At 52.7% G+C, this 15,687-nt stretch carries 14 protein-coding genes; 6 read left to right on the top strand and 8 right to left on the bottom strand.

The window, feature by feature from the left end; genetic code table 11:
- Positions 1-221 precede the first annotated feature (221 nt).
- Positions 222-1,013 carry an alpha/beta fold hydrolase gene (locus tag THS27_RS16540; protein WP_085592824.1) on the bottom strand — a complete coding sequence of 264 codons (792 nt, stop codon included), beginning with the start codon at positions 1,011-1,013 and terminating at the stop codon, positions 222-224.
- A 125-nt stretch (positions 1,014-1,138) separates the two neighbouring features.
- Here THS27_RS16540 and THS27_RS16535 point away from each other — a divergent pair, with 125 nt between their 5' ends.
- Complete coding sequence (locus THS27_RS16535) at positions 1,139-2,062, top strand: LysR family transcriptional regulator (RefSeq protein ID WP_085592822.1); 924 nt, start codon at positions 1,139-1,141, stop codon at positions 2,060-2,062.
- A gap of 23 nt (positions 2,063-2,085) precedes the next feature.
- On the opposite strand, the gene THS27_RS16530 is transcribed toward THS27_RS16535, so the two are convergent.
- The 3 genes from THS27_RS16530 to ubiE form a co-directional block, all read right to left on the bottom strand.
- Positions 2,086-2,523, bottom strand: coding sequence for a GNAT family N-acetyltransferase (locus THS27_RS16530; protein ID WP_085592895.1), 438 nt, complete (start codon positions 2,521-2,523; stop codon positions 2,086-2,088).
- A 68-nt stretch (positions 2,524-2,591) separates the two neighbouring features.
- On the bottom strand, positions 2,592-4,148 hold the full coding sequence (gene ubiB / locus THS27_RS16525; protein WP_085592820.1) for a 2-polyprenylphenol 6-hydroxylase: 1,557 nt from the start codon (positions 4,146-4,148) through the stop codon (positions 2,592-2,594).
- 12 nt (positions 4,149-4,160) lie between these two features.
- Positions 4,161-4,934, bottom strand: coding sequence for a bifunctional demethylmenaquinone methyltransferase/2-methoxy-6-polyprenyl-1,4-benzoquinol methylase UbiE (ubiE, locus tag THS27_RS16520; RefSeq protein ID WP_085592893.1), 774 nt, complete (start codon positions 4,932-4,934; stop codon positions 4,161-4,163).
- Positions 4,935-5,075: 141 nt separating this feature from the next.
- Here ubiE and THS27_RS16515 point away from each other — a divergent pair, with 141 nt between their 5' ends.
- The 3 genes from THS27_RS16515 (at position 5,076) to THS27_RS16505 (ending at position 9,429) form a co-directional block, all read left to right on the top strand.
- On the top strand, positions 5,076-5,720 hold the full coding sequence (locus THS27_RS16515) for a phosphoribosylanthranilate isomerase (RefSeq protein ID WP_085592818.1): 645 nt from the start codon (positions 5,076-5,078) through the stop codon (positions 5,718-5,720).
- A gap of 183 nt (positions 5,721-5,903) precedes the next feature.
- On the top strand, positions 5,904-6,887 hold the full coding sequence (locus THS27_RS16510) for an ion transporter (RefSeq protein ID WP_085592816.1): 984 nt from the start codon (positions 5,904-5,906) through the stop codon (positions 6,885-6,887).
- A gap of 265 nt (positions 6,888-7,152) precedes the next feature.
- A complete protein-coding gene (locus THS27_RS16505; RefSeq protein WP_085592814.1) occupies positions 7,153-9,429 on the top strand; it encodes an anthranilate synthase component I in 2,277 nt (758 codons plus the stop codon).
- Between the two features lie 167 nt (positions 9,430-9,596).
- Here the strand turns inward: THS27_RS16505 and THS27_RS16500 are convergent, their stop codons facing one another.
- Positions 9,597-10,223, bottom strand: coding sequence for an RNA methyltransferase (locus tag THS27_RS16500; protein ID WP_085592812.1), 627 nt, complete (start codon positions 10,221-10,223; stop codon positions 9,597-9,599).
- Between the two features lie 445 nt (positions 10,224-10,668).
- On the opposite strand from THS27_RS16500, the gene THS27_RS16495 reads away from it, so the two are divergent.
- Positions 10,669-10,866 carry a CsbD family protein gene (locus tag THS27_RS16495; RefSeq protein WP_085584542.1) on the top strand — a complete coding sequence of 66 codons (198 nt, stop codon included), beginning with the start codon at positions 10,669-10,671 and terminating at the stop codon, positions 10,864-10,866.
- A gap of 226 nt (positions 10,867-11,092) precedes the next feature.
- Entirely contained in the window at positions 11,093-11,278 is a 186-nt protein-coding gene (locus THS27_RS16490; RefSeq protein WP_085592811.1) for a DUF1289 domain-containing protein, read from the top strand.
- An 83-nt stretch (positions 11,279-11,361) separates the two neighbouring features.
- Here the strand turns inward: THS27_RS16490 and THS27_RS16485 are convergent, their stop codons facing one another.
- Genes THS27_RS16485 through THS27_RS16475 form a run of 3 tightly spaced genes read right to left on the bottom strand, consistent with a single transcriptional unit; the run spans position 11,362 to position 15,545 of the window.
- Complete coding sequence (locus tag THS27_RS16485) at positions 11,362-11,829, bottom strand: sensor histidine kinase (protein WP_085592809.1); 468 nt, start codon at positions 11,827-11,829, stop codon at positions 11,362-11,364.
- A complete protein-coding gene (locus THS27_RS16480) occupies positions 11,830-13,281 on the bottom strand; it encodes a histidine kinase dimerization/phospho-acceptor domain-containing protein (protein ID WP_085592807.1) in 1,452 nt (483 codons plus the stop codon). It lies immediately after the preceding gene.
- Positions 13,278-15,545, bottom strand: coding sequence for a bifunctional diguanylate cyclase/phosphodiesterase (locus THS27_RS16475; protein ID WP_085592805.1), 2,268 nt, complete (start codon positions 15,543-15,545; stop codon positions 13,278-13,280). The genes THS27_RS16480 and THS27_RS16475 overlap by 4 nt, the downstream gene beginning before the upstream one ends.
- Between the last annotated feature and the right edge of the window lie 142 nt (positions 15,546-15,687).

Here is a 15,687-nt window from a genome sequence, read left to right as displayed (position 1 = left end):
GATCGTAAATGCGCCCAATTTTATCAGCGACAATACATCCGGATCACAGACCATCTCTTTACGAGCAAGGAACCTGAATAGGTGCGACGTCGCGACGAGCTTGTCGGCAATAAGTCAGTGTGACAGGTTTCATGAACCGCCGACCAACCAGGGACAGGTGCATTTCACGCTGAAGGGCACAAAGATATTCCCGGGGTGAATTGCCAAATCAAAACCCGGCGTTAACCAGCCAATTCAACAAGTTGTTTGCAAAAGCAACGCACAAGGCCCACGACTTCACCCGGCGATTCCAGCATTGAAAGGTGCCCGGTACCTTTTAAAATATGCAAATCAGCCCGCGGCAAACGCGCCTTTAGTTCGCCTTTTAAAATCTCGGGGGTATCGACCTGGTCCAATTCCCCGGCAATGACAAGTGTCGGAACATCTATATTCCCGACATGTCGGCTAATATCCTCCTGACTGGTGTTGCGTGGCCACGAAATTTTCGCAGCGGGGGCGCCTTTCAGACTATCTTCTATGACCTGTTCACGATCCGCCCGGCAAAGAGGCTTTGCAACCAGTACATTATCGATTGTTGCCTCGATTGTCGCCCGGCTGTCATATGCGCCTGCCATTGCCTCGCGGGCTGGCACGGGAAGGGCCATAGGTGTCGGCGGCGACGGCGCAACAAGAACCAGCCCCGCCAAACCGGCAGGACGACGCGATGCCATCAACTGCGCAACCTTGCCCCCCATTGAATGACCAACCAGAACATAACGGCGCACATTTAGCGCGTTTATCACGCCTGCAATATCGGCGGAAAGGGTTGCAAGGTCATAGCCATCATTGGCTGCAGCAGATTGGCCCCACCCCCGTTGATCAATGGCAATTGTGCGGTGATCGGTCGCCAGTTCAGAAGTTACATATTTCCACGTTCGCGACGAACCGCCCCAGTAATGCAGAAAAATCAGTGCGACATCCCCTGCTCCCTGATCTTCAACATGTAACGTTATCCCGTTCGATTGAACTTTCATTGACCTGCCTTTCAATTAAGCAGCCTTTCGCGGCTGATGCAGGCACTTTAAATTCAATCCTCTTGCGATATAATTCCGTTATTTTTATCATCATCTGATAGTTTGGTGATTATATGGATTGAAATATGGATCGATTAACAGGCATGGCTGTGTTTGTTGCCGCAATTGAGGAAGGCAGCCTTGTCGGCGCGGCCCGTCGCTTCGGGCTTTCGCAATCCATGGCAGGCAAGCATGTTTCGGCAATTGAAGAACAGTTGCAGGTTCGCTTGCTACAACGAAGTACGCGCACGTTAAACCTGACCGAGGCGGGAACGGCCTACTATCTGCGTTGCAAGCAAATCCTTGAAACAGTGGAGGATGCAAATCATGAGGCGCAGCAAGCCCAAACCACTGTGCGTGGAACATTGCGTATTACCGCACCAACAACGTTCGGCGCGATGCATCTTGGCCCCGTGATAGCCAGCTTCCTTGAAACCTATCCCGATGTCTCCGTCGAAACGCTGTTAAGCGATCACTATATCGACGTAATAGAAAAAGGCCTGGATCTGGCAATTCGGATCGGCAACCTTCAGGATTCCGACCTTATCGCCAAGCGCCTTGCGCCGTGCAAAATGGTTTACTGCGCCGCCCCCTCCTATCTGAAGCGATTTGGTATCCCCAGAACCATAGAAGATTTACAACATGCGCCGAGGCTGGCTTTCACAGACGCCATTTCGCCGGGCGACTGGAATATTACGGACCCAGGCGGCCAAACACATGTCATCAGCGGTGTTGTCCGTTTAGCAGCAAACAACATGCAAATGTTACTGGCATCTGCCTTGGCAGGTGCAGGCATTGCATATGGCCCGGATTTTGTGTTTGGCGCATCTATCGCAAGCGGTGCGCTTCATTCTGTGCTGGACGACCATAAAACAGCGGAATTGGCAATTCATGCTGTATATCCAACAAAACGTCACACCTCGCTAAAGCTCCGGCGATTTGTCGAACACCTAAATTCGCAATTTGGGAAAAATCAGGCCCGGGGAGCAGCACTTAAAACGCAAGAATAGGCGACATTTATCTTCAAACAGGCCTATTTCAGGGGCGGATGCGATATGGCGTCTTCGTTGATGCGCATCATCATCAAGTCGTCAATTTCGCGATACCCCAGGGTGCGGTAAACCGCGTGCATGTCGCGGGTTGCCAGCATCCAGCGTTTAACCCGCCGCATATCGGCATGATCATGCAGGGCATTCAGCAATTCTGCCGCAATGCCGCGACGGCGAAAGGCTTCATCAACAAAAACATCGGCGATATAGGCAATGGAAATATGATCGGTCACAACGCGGGCAAAACCAACCTGTTGTCCCGCACAATAGGCACCGGCACATAACGATTTTTCAACCGACTTTTCAAACTCGGCCCGTGACCGGTTCATCGACCAATAGGACTGGCCAATAAACCCGTAACAATAATCAAGGTCGATGCGGTTTTGATCGCAACTGATGTCAATCTGACTTTGATTTTGCATGACCGTTTCCATCCTGTGTTTCAGCGTAAAATCGGCACCGAAAACCAAAAAACAAAAGCCCGGTGGCACTATTTTAAAACAACCGCCACCGTCAGGGCGATAATGGCCAGCCACAGCAACACGCCATTCTTAAAAATGCCGCCACCGCCGCCCTTGCCATTACGGCCCCGCATGGCAGCCACGGTATCAGGGTGCAATTTAAGGCCCTGTTCGGTTAGCACGCCCGATGCCCGTTCGGCCGCTTCAATCACGCGGGGCAACCGGCGCAACATCGAACCGGCCTGACGGGTGGCTTCGGCAATTTTGGCTTCGGGGCCCAGGTTTTCGCGCATCCATTCTTCAATCAACGGGCGCGACAGGTTCCACATGTTTTCATTCGGGCTTAATATGCGCGACAGGCCTTCGGCCACAATCATGGTTTTTTGCAGCATCAACAGCTGGGGCTGGGTTTCCATGCCAAATGTTTCGGTCACCTGAAACAACTGCCCCAACAAGCGCCCAACCGAGATATCGGCCAGTTCCTTGCCCAAAATCGGCTCGCCGATAGAGCGGCACACCTGCTGGAAATTTTCCAGCGACTGGTTGCGCGGCACATAACCGGCTTCAAAATGAATTTCGGCGACCCGGCGATAATCGCGGGTCAAAAAGCCCAACAGCATTTCGGCCAGATACAGCCGCGTTTGCCGGTCTACCCGGCCCATAATGCCAAAATCAACCACACTGACACGGCCATTGGCATCGACAAATAAATTACCAGGGTGCATGTCGGCATGGAAAAAGCCATCGCGGAAAACCTGCTGGAAAAAGGCTGCCGCCGCCTTTGCCAGCAATTCGGTACGGTTGATGCCCATTTGTTCAAGGGCTTCCACATTATCAATGCGAACCCCTTTTACGCGCTCCATCGTCACAACATGTTGTGCTGTGCGTTCCCAGTCAATTTCCGGGATATAATAGGTTGGGTCGTCCTTGAAATTCTCGCGAAACTCCGACGCAGCTGATGCCTCGAACCGGAAATCCATTTCCAGTTTAACGCTGTCTTCCAGGGTCTTAATGGTTTCAACCGGCTTTAACCGGCGCAAGCGCGGCTGGGTCCATTCAACAATTTCGGCCGCCCAGTAAAACAGGTCCAGATCACGGGCAAAGCGCACGGCAATATCGGGACGCAGCACCTTAACTGCAACTTCCCGGCCATCGGGTGTTTTGGCGAAATGCACCTGGGCAATCGATGCCGCCGCCACTGGCGTTTCATCAAATTCAATAAACAGGTCGTCAAACGGCGCGGCAAGCTGGGTTGAAATCACCCGCTTGGCGATACTGGCTGGAAACGGCGGCAACCTGTCCTGCAAGGATGACAAATCCGCCGCAACGTCATCGCCAATCAGATCGGCACGGGTAGCCAGGGTTTGCCCCAGCTTGATAAAAGCCGGGCCAAGCTCCTCAAGCGCGCGCGCCAGCCTGCGCCCCTTGGGCAGGGTTGACCCACCCGAAAACGGCGCCGTCAATCGGGCAAGAATGGCCAGTGCCTTGCCACCTGGCACCAGATCCAACGGAAACAGGGCATCATGGCGTGCCAAAGTGCGCGCCATGGTGATCAGGCGGAAACTGTTACGAACAAAGCGGATCATGTGAAATCGCCCTCAGATTCGCCAGCCGGAATGAATAGCGGCGATCCCGCCAGACAGGTTGCGATACCGCACCCGGCCAAACCCGGCATCACGGATCATCTGGGCGAATGTTTCCTGATCGGGGAACTGACGGATGCTTTCGGCCAGATACTGATAAGCCTCGCGGTTACCCGCAACAAACCGGCCAATTTCAGGCAGCAGCTTGAAGGAATACATATCGTAAATCTTGTCAAAACCCGGCACGACGACTTTGGAAAATTCCAGGCACAAAAACCGGCCACCGGGCTTAAGAACGCGGTACGCCTCGCGCAAAGCCTCGTCCACGCGGGTGACATTGCGAATGCCAAAGGCAATGGTGTAGGCATCCATCGACTGATCGGGCAGCGGTAATTTTTGCGCATCGCCCACCATCCAGTCGATATTTTTCAACAGCCCGTGATTGGCCGCGCGGTCCCGTCCGACATGCAACATTTCATAGTTGATGTCACATACCGTTACCGCCCCGCCGCCACGTTTTAAAAAACGAAAGGCGATGTCGCCCGTGCCCCCGGCAACGTCGATCAGACGCATGTCAGGGCGCGGTTTAAGGTCGTTGATGAAACTGTCCTTCCACAGGCGATGGATACCACCGCTCATCAGGTCGTTCATCACATCATATTTGGACGCGACCGTGTCAAACACCTCGCGCACCATGGATGCTTTCTGGTTTTCCGGCACATCGCGGAAGCCAAAGTGGGTTGTTTTATCGCCGGTTTCGCCCGCGGCTGGGCCTTGATGCTTGCTCATGGCCGGAAAATAGCGCAGCAACCGCCTGCCCGCCAGTGTAAAGCAGCAGTTTTTAGAAATATCCTGTTGAACGCAGCAGGTTTCTGATAATTAAAAATAGCAACTCGCCTTTACGTCAAATCATTACAAACAGGATCTGCCATGAGCTGTATGGTTAAAATTTGCGGTATCAACAGCGAAGATGCTGTTCTTGCAGCCATGAGCGCGGGTGCAGATGCCCTTGGCTATGTGTTTTTCCCGCCCAGCCCGCGTCACATTTCGCTAAACGGGGCCGCAACCCTGACCGAACGTGTCCCCGACAGCATTTTGAAAGTCGGCCTGTTTGTCGATGCCGGAAACGAGGCCATCGCCAACGCGGTGAAAGCCGGAAACCTTGATTTGATCCAGCTTCATGGCCGCGAAACACCGGACCGGGTGAAAGAAGTGCAGGATGTTTTTGGCCTGCGCGCAATGAAGGCCATTTCTGTTAGCACGGCAAAAGACCTGGATCAGGCCGCTGCCACCTATGACGGCATTGCCGACTTTTTGCTGTTCGATGCCAAGCCCCCCAAAGACAGTGCCCTTCCTGGTGGCAATGCCGTCAGCTTTGACTGGACCTTGCTGGCCGGACGTAATTGGAAAAGCAACTGGATGCTGGCCGGTGGCCTTGACCCCGACAACATCGCCGAAGCCGTTGAAATTTCCAAGGCCCCCTGGGTCGATGTGTCATCCGGGGTAGAACGTACGCGCGGTGTCAAAGACGCCCGCAAAATCAATGCCTTTATTCGCGCGGCCAAGGGTTATTAACCCGTTACACGAACAATATACCGTGCGCTGGCCCGATGAGGCCGTTGCACGGTTTTTTATTGAGATGCAACAAGGGTCATTGCCATCATCAATAAATTACTGTTTTCTGAAATAGCGATACGCACTATGACCACCTGACCGCATTTTGGTGCGACATAAAAGTCATAGACGGAGCCTTTCTTCATGAGCCAAACCCTGCGCCAACGCTGTTCGGATATTTTGCGCGCCAAGGAGCGCCGCGAACCGGTAACGATGGCCGTGCATGGGGCATTGTCGCTGCTGATTGTGATCAATGTTGCATCAGTGGTGATGGACACCGTCGAACCCTTTGCCCGCAACCATATCGACTGGTTCTGGGCCATTGAAATTGTTTGTAGTTCGGCCTTTACCCTGGAATATCTGCTGCGCATCTGGAGCGCGCCGGATGACGAACGGTTTGCCGGTCGGTTCGGCCGGTTGCGCTATATTGCAAGCCCGATGGCCCTTGTGGATCTGGTATCGATTTTACCGGTTTTTCTGTTGTTACTGACCAGTATCGATTTGCGCTTCATCCGCATCATGCGGTTGCTGCGTTTGTTGAAATTTACCCGCTATTCCCACGGGATGGATCTGCTGACAACGGTTCTGCGCCAACAAACCGGCATGTTGGGGGCGGCCAGCACCGGACTGGCGTGCTTTCTGATTTTCAGTTCAGGCGCGATTTATCTGCTCGAACACCAGATACAGCCTGAAACATTCGGCAATTTGCCCAAAACCCTGTACTGGTCTATCATTACCCTCTCGACGGTAGGGTATGGCGATGTGGTGCCTGTTACGGTCGGCGGCAAAATTCTCGCGGCCTTCATCGCACTTAGCGGCATTGTCATGGTTGCCGTACCTGCCGGTATTCTGGCTTCGGCCTTTAGCAGTGAATTGCGCCGCCGCGAAGAAACCTATCGCCAGACCGCCGCACAACATTTGCAAGGCGGGGCACATTTAACCGATGCCATGCGCACCCGTTTGCAATCGCATCAGGAAGAACTGGGCCTGACCGATGAACAGGCCGAACTGATTATCAATGATGTGCGCGAGGTTCATCGTGGCCATATTGTCGATGATACCCTGTTTTGCCCCCACTGCCGTAAGGCCCTGCGGATCGAGGTTTCCGACCGCGTCCGTGGCCGATAATGCCACCAAAATCGCTGATCCGATCAAAAGGCTTGACGTCACCCGATAGCCCGCGCATATTTTACCCATGAAAACACAAGACATGACCCCGATCCGCATTGCAAATCGTTGGTGGTGGCGCGCTTAAAGCGGGCGGCCAACCCCATGTCTTGACCATATTCCGGCCGCCTGATTTTGCAGGCGGTTTTTTGTTTTCAGGCACTCCCTTTATCTAGCTGAAAAACATTCTCCGTCTGTGGCTGTGCCCCACAACAGGAGACTTCCCGTGACCACCCCGTTCCAGACTTCGCCAAACAGTGCCACAAACGACGACACCCCCACCGGTGAATACCGATATGTCAGCGATGGTGGCGTTGCCATTTTGCGCCGCCAGATCGACATTGATTATGAAAATGCCACCGCCGGGCTGATTGATAGTCTGGATACGGCAAAGGGTGTTTTGCTGTCATCGTCCTATGAATTTCCGGGGCGATATTCGCGCTGGGATATGGGGTTTGCCCAGCCGCCACTGGAATTTACCGGGCGGGATCGCGGATTTGCCATTCATGCGTTAAATGACCGGGGCCGGGTATTATTACCCGTTATCATTCCGGTTTTGGAAAACCATCCGCATATCGAAGGCGTTACCGCAGGCGACGATGGCATTTATGGCACGGTAGGGCAGCCCGCCAAATGGTTTGCCGAAGAAGAACGCAGCCAGCAGCCCAGCCTGTTTTCAGTCGTGCGTGCCTTGCGCGACCTGTTTGCCCATAAAGGCGATGAACGACTGGGGCTATATGGCAGTTTTGGCTATGATCTGGCCCTGCAATTTGAACAGATTACCTTAAAACAGGACCGCCCGGCAGATCATAAGGACATCCACCTGTATTTGCCCGACAGCATCATCACCGTTGACCACGCCGCGCACCACGCCATGCGGTTCGATTATGAATTTAGCACCCCGAATGGCGACACAACGGATGGAATAGCACGCATCGGTGCCGCACACCCGCCGTCACGCGGCAGTAACCAGCTGGCTGAAAATGATATGCCCGAGGGGGATTACGCCAAAATCGTTGATGATGCAAAACCGCGTTTTGCCCGCGGCGAATTATTTGAAGTCGTGCCATCGCGGGTTTTTCGCACCGAGTGCACAACTGCCCCGTCCGAAATTTTCCGCCGCTTAAAACGGCGCAACCCGGCGCCTTATGGCTTTTTGATCAATCTGGGCCACGGTGAACATCTGATTGGTGCCTCGCCCGAAATGTATGTGCGCGTCAGCGGCAAACGGGTGGAAACCTGCCCCATTTCAGGCACCATTGCCCGCGGACGCGATGCCATCGAGGATGCCGAAAACATTCGAACCCTGTTAAATTCGGCCAAGGAAGAATCCGAACTTACGATGTGCACCGATGTGGATCGTAATGATAAGGCACGGGTATGCAACCCCGGTTCGATCCGCATTATTGGCCGTCGCCAAATCGAAATGTATTCACGCCTGATCCATACTGTGGACCATGTAGAAGGCCGCCTGCGCGCCGGGTTTGATGCCCTTGATGCATTTTTAACCCATTGTTGGGCCGTTACCGTAACCGGTGCGCCCAAACGGGCCGCCATGACCCATATTGAAAATGTCGAACGCAGCCCGCGTGCCTGGTATGGCGGGGCGATTGGCGCGGTTTTGTGCAATGGCGATCTTAATACCGGCCTGACTTTGCGCACCGTGCGCCTGAAACAGGGCATTGCCGAAGTCCGCGCCGGAGCAACATTGCTATATGATTCAGAATCCGCCGCCGAGGAAGCTGAAACCGTGCTGAAGGCATCGGCAATGATTGATGCCATCACCCGGCCCGATAGCGATATTGTGGTCGATGACCCGACCCGGTCGGGCATTGGCAAGCGGGTGCTGCTGATCGACCATGAAGACAGCTTTGTGCAAAACCTTGCCAGCTATATTCGCGCCACCGGTGCCGAAACCCTGACCATGCGGCCCGGCTTCCCCGATGCCGTATTTGACGATTACAAACCCGATCTGGTGTTTTTATCGCCCGGTCCGGGCCGCCCCGATGATTACAATTTAAAGGGCAATATCGAACGTGCGCTGGCACATGGCCTGCCGGTTTTTGGCGTTTGCCTTGGCCTTCAGGGCATTGTTGAATTTTTCGGCGGTGACCTGGGGCAACTGGCAACCCCCATGCACGGCAAACCGTCGAAAGTACGGCTTGATGCCAATGACCCGCTATTTACCGGCCTGCCCGAAGACATTGTGGTGGGGCGGTATCATTCGCTGTTTGCCAACCCTGACAGCCTGCCCAAGGACCTGATTGTGACAGCCCAAAGCAGTGACGGGGTGATTATGGGCATTCGCCACGCGTCATTGCCGATCAGTGCGGTGCAGTTTCACCCCGAAAGCCTGTTAACCCTTCAAGGCGATGCCGGGATGCACATGATTGCCAATTTGCTGCGCAACCCGCAAGGCAGCCCCAGTGGCAAAGATAAAGGTGAAATTCAAAGCGAAAGCGACACCGAAACAAGCACAGCAGGCAGCAGCAAAGCTGCCTGACCCGGTCATTACAGCATCGCGCATATTTCCGCCTGCGCGGTGCCTTTTACCCCAACCACCGGCATCCCCTGATACCCGGTGGTTCCTTACAACGACCATGTTGCCTCCCGCATGGTCGTTGTTTTTTTATGTCACCCACCCAAAAGGCAGGCCGAAACAACGATCAATCAATCGTCGTCATCATTTTCAACAAGCGCACCATCAACCACACTGTAATCAGGCGGCGGGGCACGGCGGAACGTTTCGGGGTTGGCTTTCTTTTTGTCTTTCAAGGTGCGAAACAGTTGGCGGCCATGAAACGGCACCGGTTTTTCCTCGGTCGGGCCGCCGGCGCGGATGGGCCGCGGGGCAAAACGGCCCAGCGTAATCAACCGGTCATACATCACGATATTGGCGGCAATCGCCACATTGATGCAAAATTTCATCGGGATTTTCAGGATAAAGTCGCAATGTTCCTGGGTTTCCGGCGACAAATCACCGCGTTCGGGGCCAAAAACATAGGCCGCACGCGACGGATGTTTGAAACTGGGCAACTCGATCGCATCGGGGGTCAGTTCCACCCCCACCAGCGAACAGCCGGTGGGCAGCATCATATTGTCAAGATCAGGGAAATGATAATACGGCATCTGTTCGGATGCCTTTGAGGTATCGGTGGCATTGTTGGTTTCGTCTTCAAAATCCGCATCAACGGTGAAGGCAAAACTGGCACCAAAGGCATGGGCCGACCGAAACAGGGTGCCGACATTCAAGGGTTTGCTGGCCCCCTCGATCCCGATCCCGAAATAACCGCGCATCATTTTCCTCCGTGCTGCACGCCTTGTGCGCTTTCACACACTCCAAAATATAATTTGTTGTCCGGCTATAGCCCGAAGGGGCGACCGGATCAAGCCGGGGCGCAGTTATGTCTACCTAACCGCCAATTTCGACCTTCCTGGCAGGGGGCGATCAAGGCCTTTTCCCATCTTTCTGCCAAACGGCTTAAACGCGAAAACCGGGTAAAATAACCCGCCTTTGCTAGCCCGTTATCCCTGTGAGGGACAACGATAATTTGGCATTTTCACCAAAACACCCCTGACTGGCACAAGGAGCGTGCCAGCCCAGATGCGGAACATCTGCCCCGCCCAACCGTTCTATTACCAGTTAGCCCGGTGGGAAAAGATGCTCTTGCCCGACGCAAAATTCCCTGCGGTCTGACGCCTAAAAACGCATAATCCTAAATGACAGGACAGGAGATCCACAATGAATTGGGATCAAATTGAAGGCAAATGGAAGCAATTGCGCGGCAGCGTCAAACAGCAATGGGGCCAACTGACCGATGACGACATTGATCGCGTCGATGGTAGCCGCGACAAACTTGTCGGAAAAATTCAGGAAGCCTATGGGATCGAACGCGAAGAAGCCGACCGGCAGGTCAGCCAATGGTTTGATCGCCTGTAACAGGCCCGACCCTGGTGTTGATACGGGGTCGTAAAACAAAACTGCACTGACATCACAGTTTTAAGCCCCCTTTTGCGTGTTTCCTCATGCGTAAAAGGGGGTTTTTACGCATTCGGGCATTTACAGCATGTTTTACATGCCCGATAAAACCCGTGCTACCGGTCTGCGTGACGACGATAAAATCAACGCTCTCCGGTTCATATCCTAAAGTCAGGCGTCATCAAAAATGTCGGTATCATCCCCATGTGTTGGCATTTGCCAGCTAGACACAAATGGCAAGGTTTGCACCGGTTGTTTTCGCACGATTGATGAAATCGGCCAATGGCGCACCGCCAGCGACGGCTTGAAAAAACGCATCTTGAAAACGGCACGGGACCGCCAGGCCAAAACCGGATCCGGCAAAAAAGCCTGATCACCTGACATCGGAACAAGGCACCCCGCCGGGCGACGGTAACGCCAATGGCTAAAGTATATTTCCTTTAAAAGGCCTGACCTTTAATCCGCATTATATTGCACATCGGTGGCAATGCTGGCCTGGCTTGCGGTTATCGGCACAACAATTCGAAATGTTGTTCCTTCATCCAGCACGCTGTTAACCGTGATTTCGCCCATCAACACGCGATTAACCACATTTGCCACCACGCTTAACCCCAAACCACTGCCCCCACTGTTCCATCTGGTTGACCAGAATGGTTCAAAAATGCGCTCGCGGAATTCTTCGGGAATGCCAACGCCATCGTCGGCCACTTCAATGCAAATCGTTTTTTCTGACAGTTTAAAAGCCCGAACCGATATCGTTCCTGATTTACGCCCGGCAAAAGCATGAATTTTGGCATTTTGCAGCAGGTTTAAAATAATCTGATCAATCGCACTGGGATAACTTTCCATTTGCAAACCAGCCGGGCAATCCTTGCGCACCACAATGCTGGCTTTGCGAAATTCCGGGCGTACTGTTTCAAGCAACTAATTTAGCACATTTCTCAAATCAAACTGCCGCCGTTTTTGCGTGCTTTGGTCGGTGGCCGTCCGTTTAAAATGGCCAATCAGGGCGATGGCACGTTCAATATTGGACTGAACAATCTTGCATCCGTCTTTAAGGTCGGCCAGATGCTGATCCAGTGTACTGCGTTTTATTTCCGACGATTTAAACGCTGCCGTCAGGTCATCGACATCTTCGGACAGGGCAGAAACCGTGGTCAGGGCATTGCCAATTGGCGTACGCAATTCATGCGCCACCCCCGCCACAATGCGTCCCAATGATGCCATACGTTGTACTTCCTGCAATTGCACGTCTACGCGTTGCTGAATTTCGCGGGATTGCTCGCGTTTTATAACGTGATAGGCCAATATCCATGACAAGGCCCCGCTAAGCAAAAACCAGATTCCGATAAAAATAAAATCGCGTGTTTCGGGGGAGAACAAACGGCTTTCCACCCTGGTACTGCCCAAAATAATCAGGTTTTTATCTTCAACCCTGCGACTGGTTAATCCACCGCCCGCAACAATACCCGCCAGCGGTAGACGCCGAACGGTAAGAAGCTGGCCGTCATACTCAAAAACGCCTTCACTTTTCTCTTTTTGTAGCAGTTCCCACAAAGCAGGATCATCGGTTGCCAATGACCTGCCGCTGCCTGTCATAAACCCCCAAAGTTCGCTGGTTTCTTTTCCTGCAAGCCAGTATCCGTCGTTGTCAAGAAGAGCGGTGTCAATATTACGCGGCGCAAAATGCCCAAACTCGGTCAGCATATCCGCAGCATCAATATTGAAAATCAGGTAACCTTCTGTATCACCGTTTTTATCAGAAATCTGTGTGACCAGCCGAACAGTCGGTCGCCAGGGCAGTTCAATCGTGCCATTTTCAACATTCAGGTCCAGAGGCGAGATATAAATCTCGTTTGCCATAAGTTTGCGGGCACGCTTAAAATAATAACGGTCAGATTTATTTTGTAATTTGTTTGCCGGGATATTGGCAGCACGATTACCAATGCGATCAACCCGAATAACTTCCATGCCATCCTTCGAAAGGATGCGCGCCTGAAAAATATTTGGCAGCTGATTGACAATAACCGACAAATGGAACGCAGCACTGTTTTCCTCTGTCCGGAACTTTCGAATGTCATCTGTTTCTGCAGCAATCAGCAATTGTTGTTCGAAACTGATAAACGCATTGAAAAGCCCGTTTTCGCGGCGGTTGGTAACACGCTCAAGTACCAGTTCCCTATCCTCGCGCAGGGAATTTTGCTCTGCCTGTGTCCAAAAGAAAACGCCCGCGACCATTATCACGGAACATAATGTGAAAATAAGGCTGAACAGCCACCAGAAATGCAGTGACAGAAGCAACGAATGAAAGCTGACCGCCCTTGACAGAACACCTTCCTGGGCGCGTCTGATCATTCCCCGACGGGCGGTTGTCATTGATTAACAACCTTTGCCATATCCCAATTTTGTTCCCAGGTCATAAAATCGGCCTCCGGCATGGGGCGCCCATACAGAAACCCCTGCACAAACTTTACACCGATGAACCGCAATATCTGGTGCTGTTCAACCGTTTCCACACCTTCAGCCAAAACCTCCAGCCCCAGATTATCGGCAATTGTCTGGGTCGATGCGGCAATACTTTGCCGTGCTGTCACAACCTGAAGCGGGCTGACAAAAGACCGGTCAATTTTCACTTCATCAATCGGCAAATGATCAAGATAGCTAAGCGATGAAAAACCGGTACCAAAGTCATCGAGCGACAACCGGAAACCGGCATCTTTTAGCTTGTTTATCGCCACCAGCGCATCGCTGGCCCCTTGCACTGCGAAACTTTCGGTGATTTCAAACTGCAATGTCGCGGGCGTTAAATCCGCGTCGCGCACATTTTTCAACAATTGCGGAATAAATTCTTTCTGATTGATATCGGATACCGACAGGTTCAGGGAAACGCGAATTTCGGGCAATGCCTGCGCCTTGCGTTTGGCCACAAACAGCCCTGCCACCCGTAATGCCTGAAATGTCAGCTCGGAAATCAGCCCGCTTTTTTCCGCCACCGGAATAAAATAGGCCGGCGAAACCGGAGCCCCCTTAAAAGTCCATCGCGCCAGCACCTCGGCCCCGATCAGGGCACCATTGCCCAGCGCCAACTGGGGCTGAAAATGAAATGCGATATCGCCATTTTGCAAAGCATCATGAAGTCCGGCCCGTAACTGAACAGAACGGGCAATGTTATCTTCAAGATCGGGGGTATAAAGCATGGCCCGGCCCGGTGTTTTTTGCGTCGCACGCAACAATGTGGTGCGAACGGCCCGATCCACAGCAACCGATTCACGGTTTTTCACCCCTTCGCGGACCACGCCAATGGTGGCCGACAAAGTAATGTTATTGTCTTCGATCATAAATGCGTGATCAAACACCGACGACAAAATCGCTTCGCCAATCACACAGTTTTCATCGATAACTGCAAGGCGGAACTCCCCCAGACGGGCAACAAAAATGTCCTTGCCAATCATGCCTTTCATCCGGGAATGAACCGCCAGAATCAACCGGTCGATAAATTCCATCCCGAAAGCCACGGCAAATTGCGGGGCTTCATCAATCGAGACAAGGGCGACATGGCAATCCTTGTTATGAATATCGATGATATCGGAAAGTTTGCGGAAATAGGCATTATGGTTGGGAATGCCAAGTTTCTGATCGACAAAGGCCAGTTCATCAAGCCGCTTGATCAGGGCCAGATTTTCAAAGCACAGGGCCAGATTGCCTGAAAACAGCCGCAACAGGGAAATCGCATCTTTTTCAATGCCACCGGCATGTTCAAAATACACCAGTAATTCCCGGTCCCTGTTAGCGGCAAACCGCATGGCAATGCTTTTGCCAATCAGCACCGGTTCATGATGATTAAACGGAAGACGGCTCAGGGCATCAATATCAATCCCGGGCAAACTGGCAATATCAAGGCCGATCTGCTCGCTAAACCGCCCAAGACCGGCAATAATCGGCAAGGCATGAATGGAATTGTTTTCATCCGGGGACGGACCGATAGCACAAATCGCCCCCTCCGGTTCCAGACGCAACAGCGCTGCCAGTTGGACCAGCACCCCTTGGGCAAACAGATCAAAGCTGCGACGATGATAAAGATCGCGCGTGCTTTCAATAATCAGTTCCAGCCCGGAACGGGTTTTTTCCAGCATGTTGATGTAATCATAGGCACGAATAGAGGCCGTCAGGGTTGTAATCAGGCGGGTGCGGGTTAGCTCGTCCTTGGTGCGGTAATCATTGATGTCGTAATCGCGGATAATGCGGCTTTCAGGGGCATAACCAGGGTGCCCTGTTCGCAAAATAATGCGCGGTTTATGATGGCCCTGCTCACGCAACTGGCGTACCAGTTGCAAACCGGCATGTTCTTCTTCCATCACCACATCAAGCAGCAACACGGCAATGTCGCTGTTTGCATTAAAAACGCGGCTGCCTTCCTCGCCCGAATAGGCGTGTATCAGCTCCAGTTTGCGGCCCAGAATTGTAATCTTGCGCAGGGCAAATTCAGTCGCCTCATGAACATCAACATCATCATCCACAACCAGAATTTTCCAGGGCGCCGCAGATACACTTGCAGGATAAACAACCATGTCCTCCTGCAAGACGCCTTCCTCACCCGGTTCATCTAAAATGTGAATAACATCGTAGTGTTCGCTGGTCACTTATCCCGTTCCCCTTCAAGCCACCAACACACTGCCATCGGCAGTCTGTCAAACATTCAACTCAAACAGGCGCGTGTGCATTGTCGGTGCCTGTCTAAATACATTGTAATCCGTAGTATCCCCTATGTTCTATACTATGCCG

The organism is Thalassospira sp. MCCC 1A01428, assembly GCF_002115825.1.
GTDB lineage: Bacteria > Pseudomonadota > Alphaproteobacteria > Rhodospirillales > Thalassospiraceae > Thalassospira.
This window is presented reverse-complemented; position numbering and strand designations above follow the sequence as displayed.

Coding starts and splice junctions, on each gene's coding strand:
- THS27_RS16535 (WP_085592822.1), top strand. CDS start 1,139: ATGGATCGATTAACAGGCATGGCTGTGTTTGTTGCCGCAATTGAGGAA.
- ubiB (WP_085592820.1), bottom strand. CDS start 4,148: ATGATCCGCTTTGTTCGTAACAGTTTCCGCCTGATCACCATGGCGCGC.
- THS27_RS16510 (WP_085592816.1), top strand. CDS start 5,904: ATGAGCCAAACCCTGCGCCAACGCTGTTCGGATATTTTGCGCGCCAAG.
- THS27_RS16540 (WP_085592824.1), bottom strand. CDS start 1,013: ATGAAAGTTCAATCGAACGGGATAACGTTACATGTTGAAGATCAGGGA.
- THS27_RS16490 (WP_085592811.1), top strand. CDS start 11,093: ATGTCGGTATCATCCCCATGTGTTGGCATTTGCCAGCTAGACACAAAT.
- THS27_RS16495 (WP_085584542.1), top strand. CDS start 10,669: ATGAATTGGGATCAAATTGAAGGCAAATGGAAGCAATTGCGCGGCAGC.
- THS27_RS16480 (WP_085592807.1), bottom strand. CDS start 13,281: ATGACAACCGCCCGTCGGGGAATGATCAGACGCGCCCAGGAAGGTGTT.
- THS27_RS16500 (WP_085592812.1), bottom strand. CDS start 10,223: ATGCGCGGTTATTTCGGGATCGGGATCGAGGGGGCCAGCAAACCCTTG.
- THS27_RS16530 (WP_085592895.1), bottom strand. CDS start 2,523: ATGCAAAATCAAAGTCAGATTGACATCAGTTGCGATCAAAACCGCATC.
- ubiE (WP_085592893.1), bottom strand. CDS start 4,934: ATGAGCAAGCATCAAGGCCCAGCCGCGGGCGAAACCGGCGATAAAACA.
- THS27_RS16515 (WP_085592818.1), top strand. CDS start 5,076: ATGAGCTGTATGGTTAAAATTTGCGGTATCAACAGCGAAGATGCTGTT.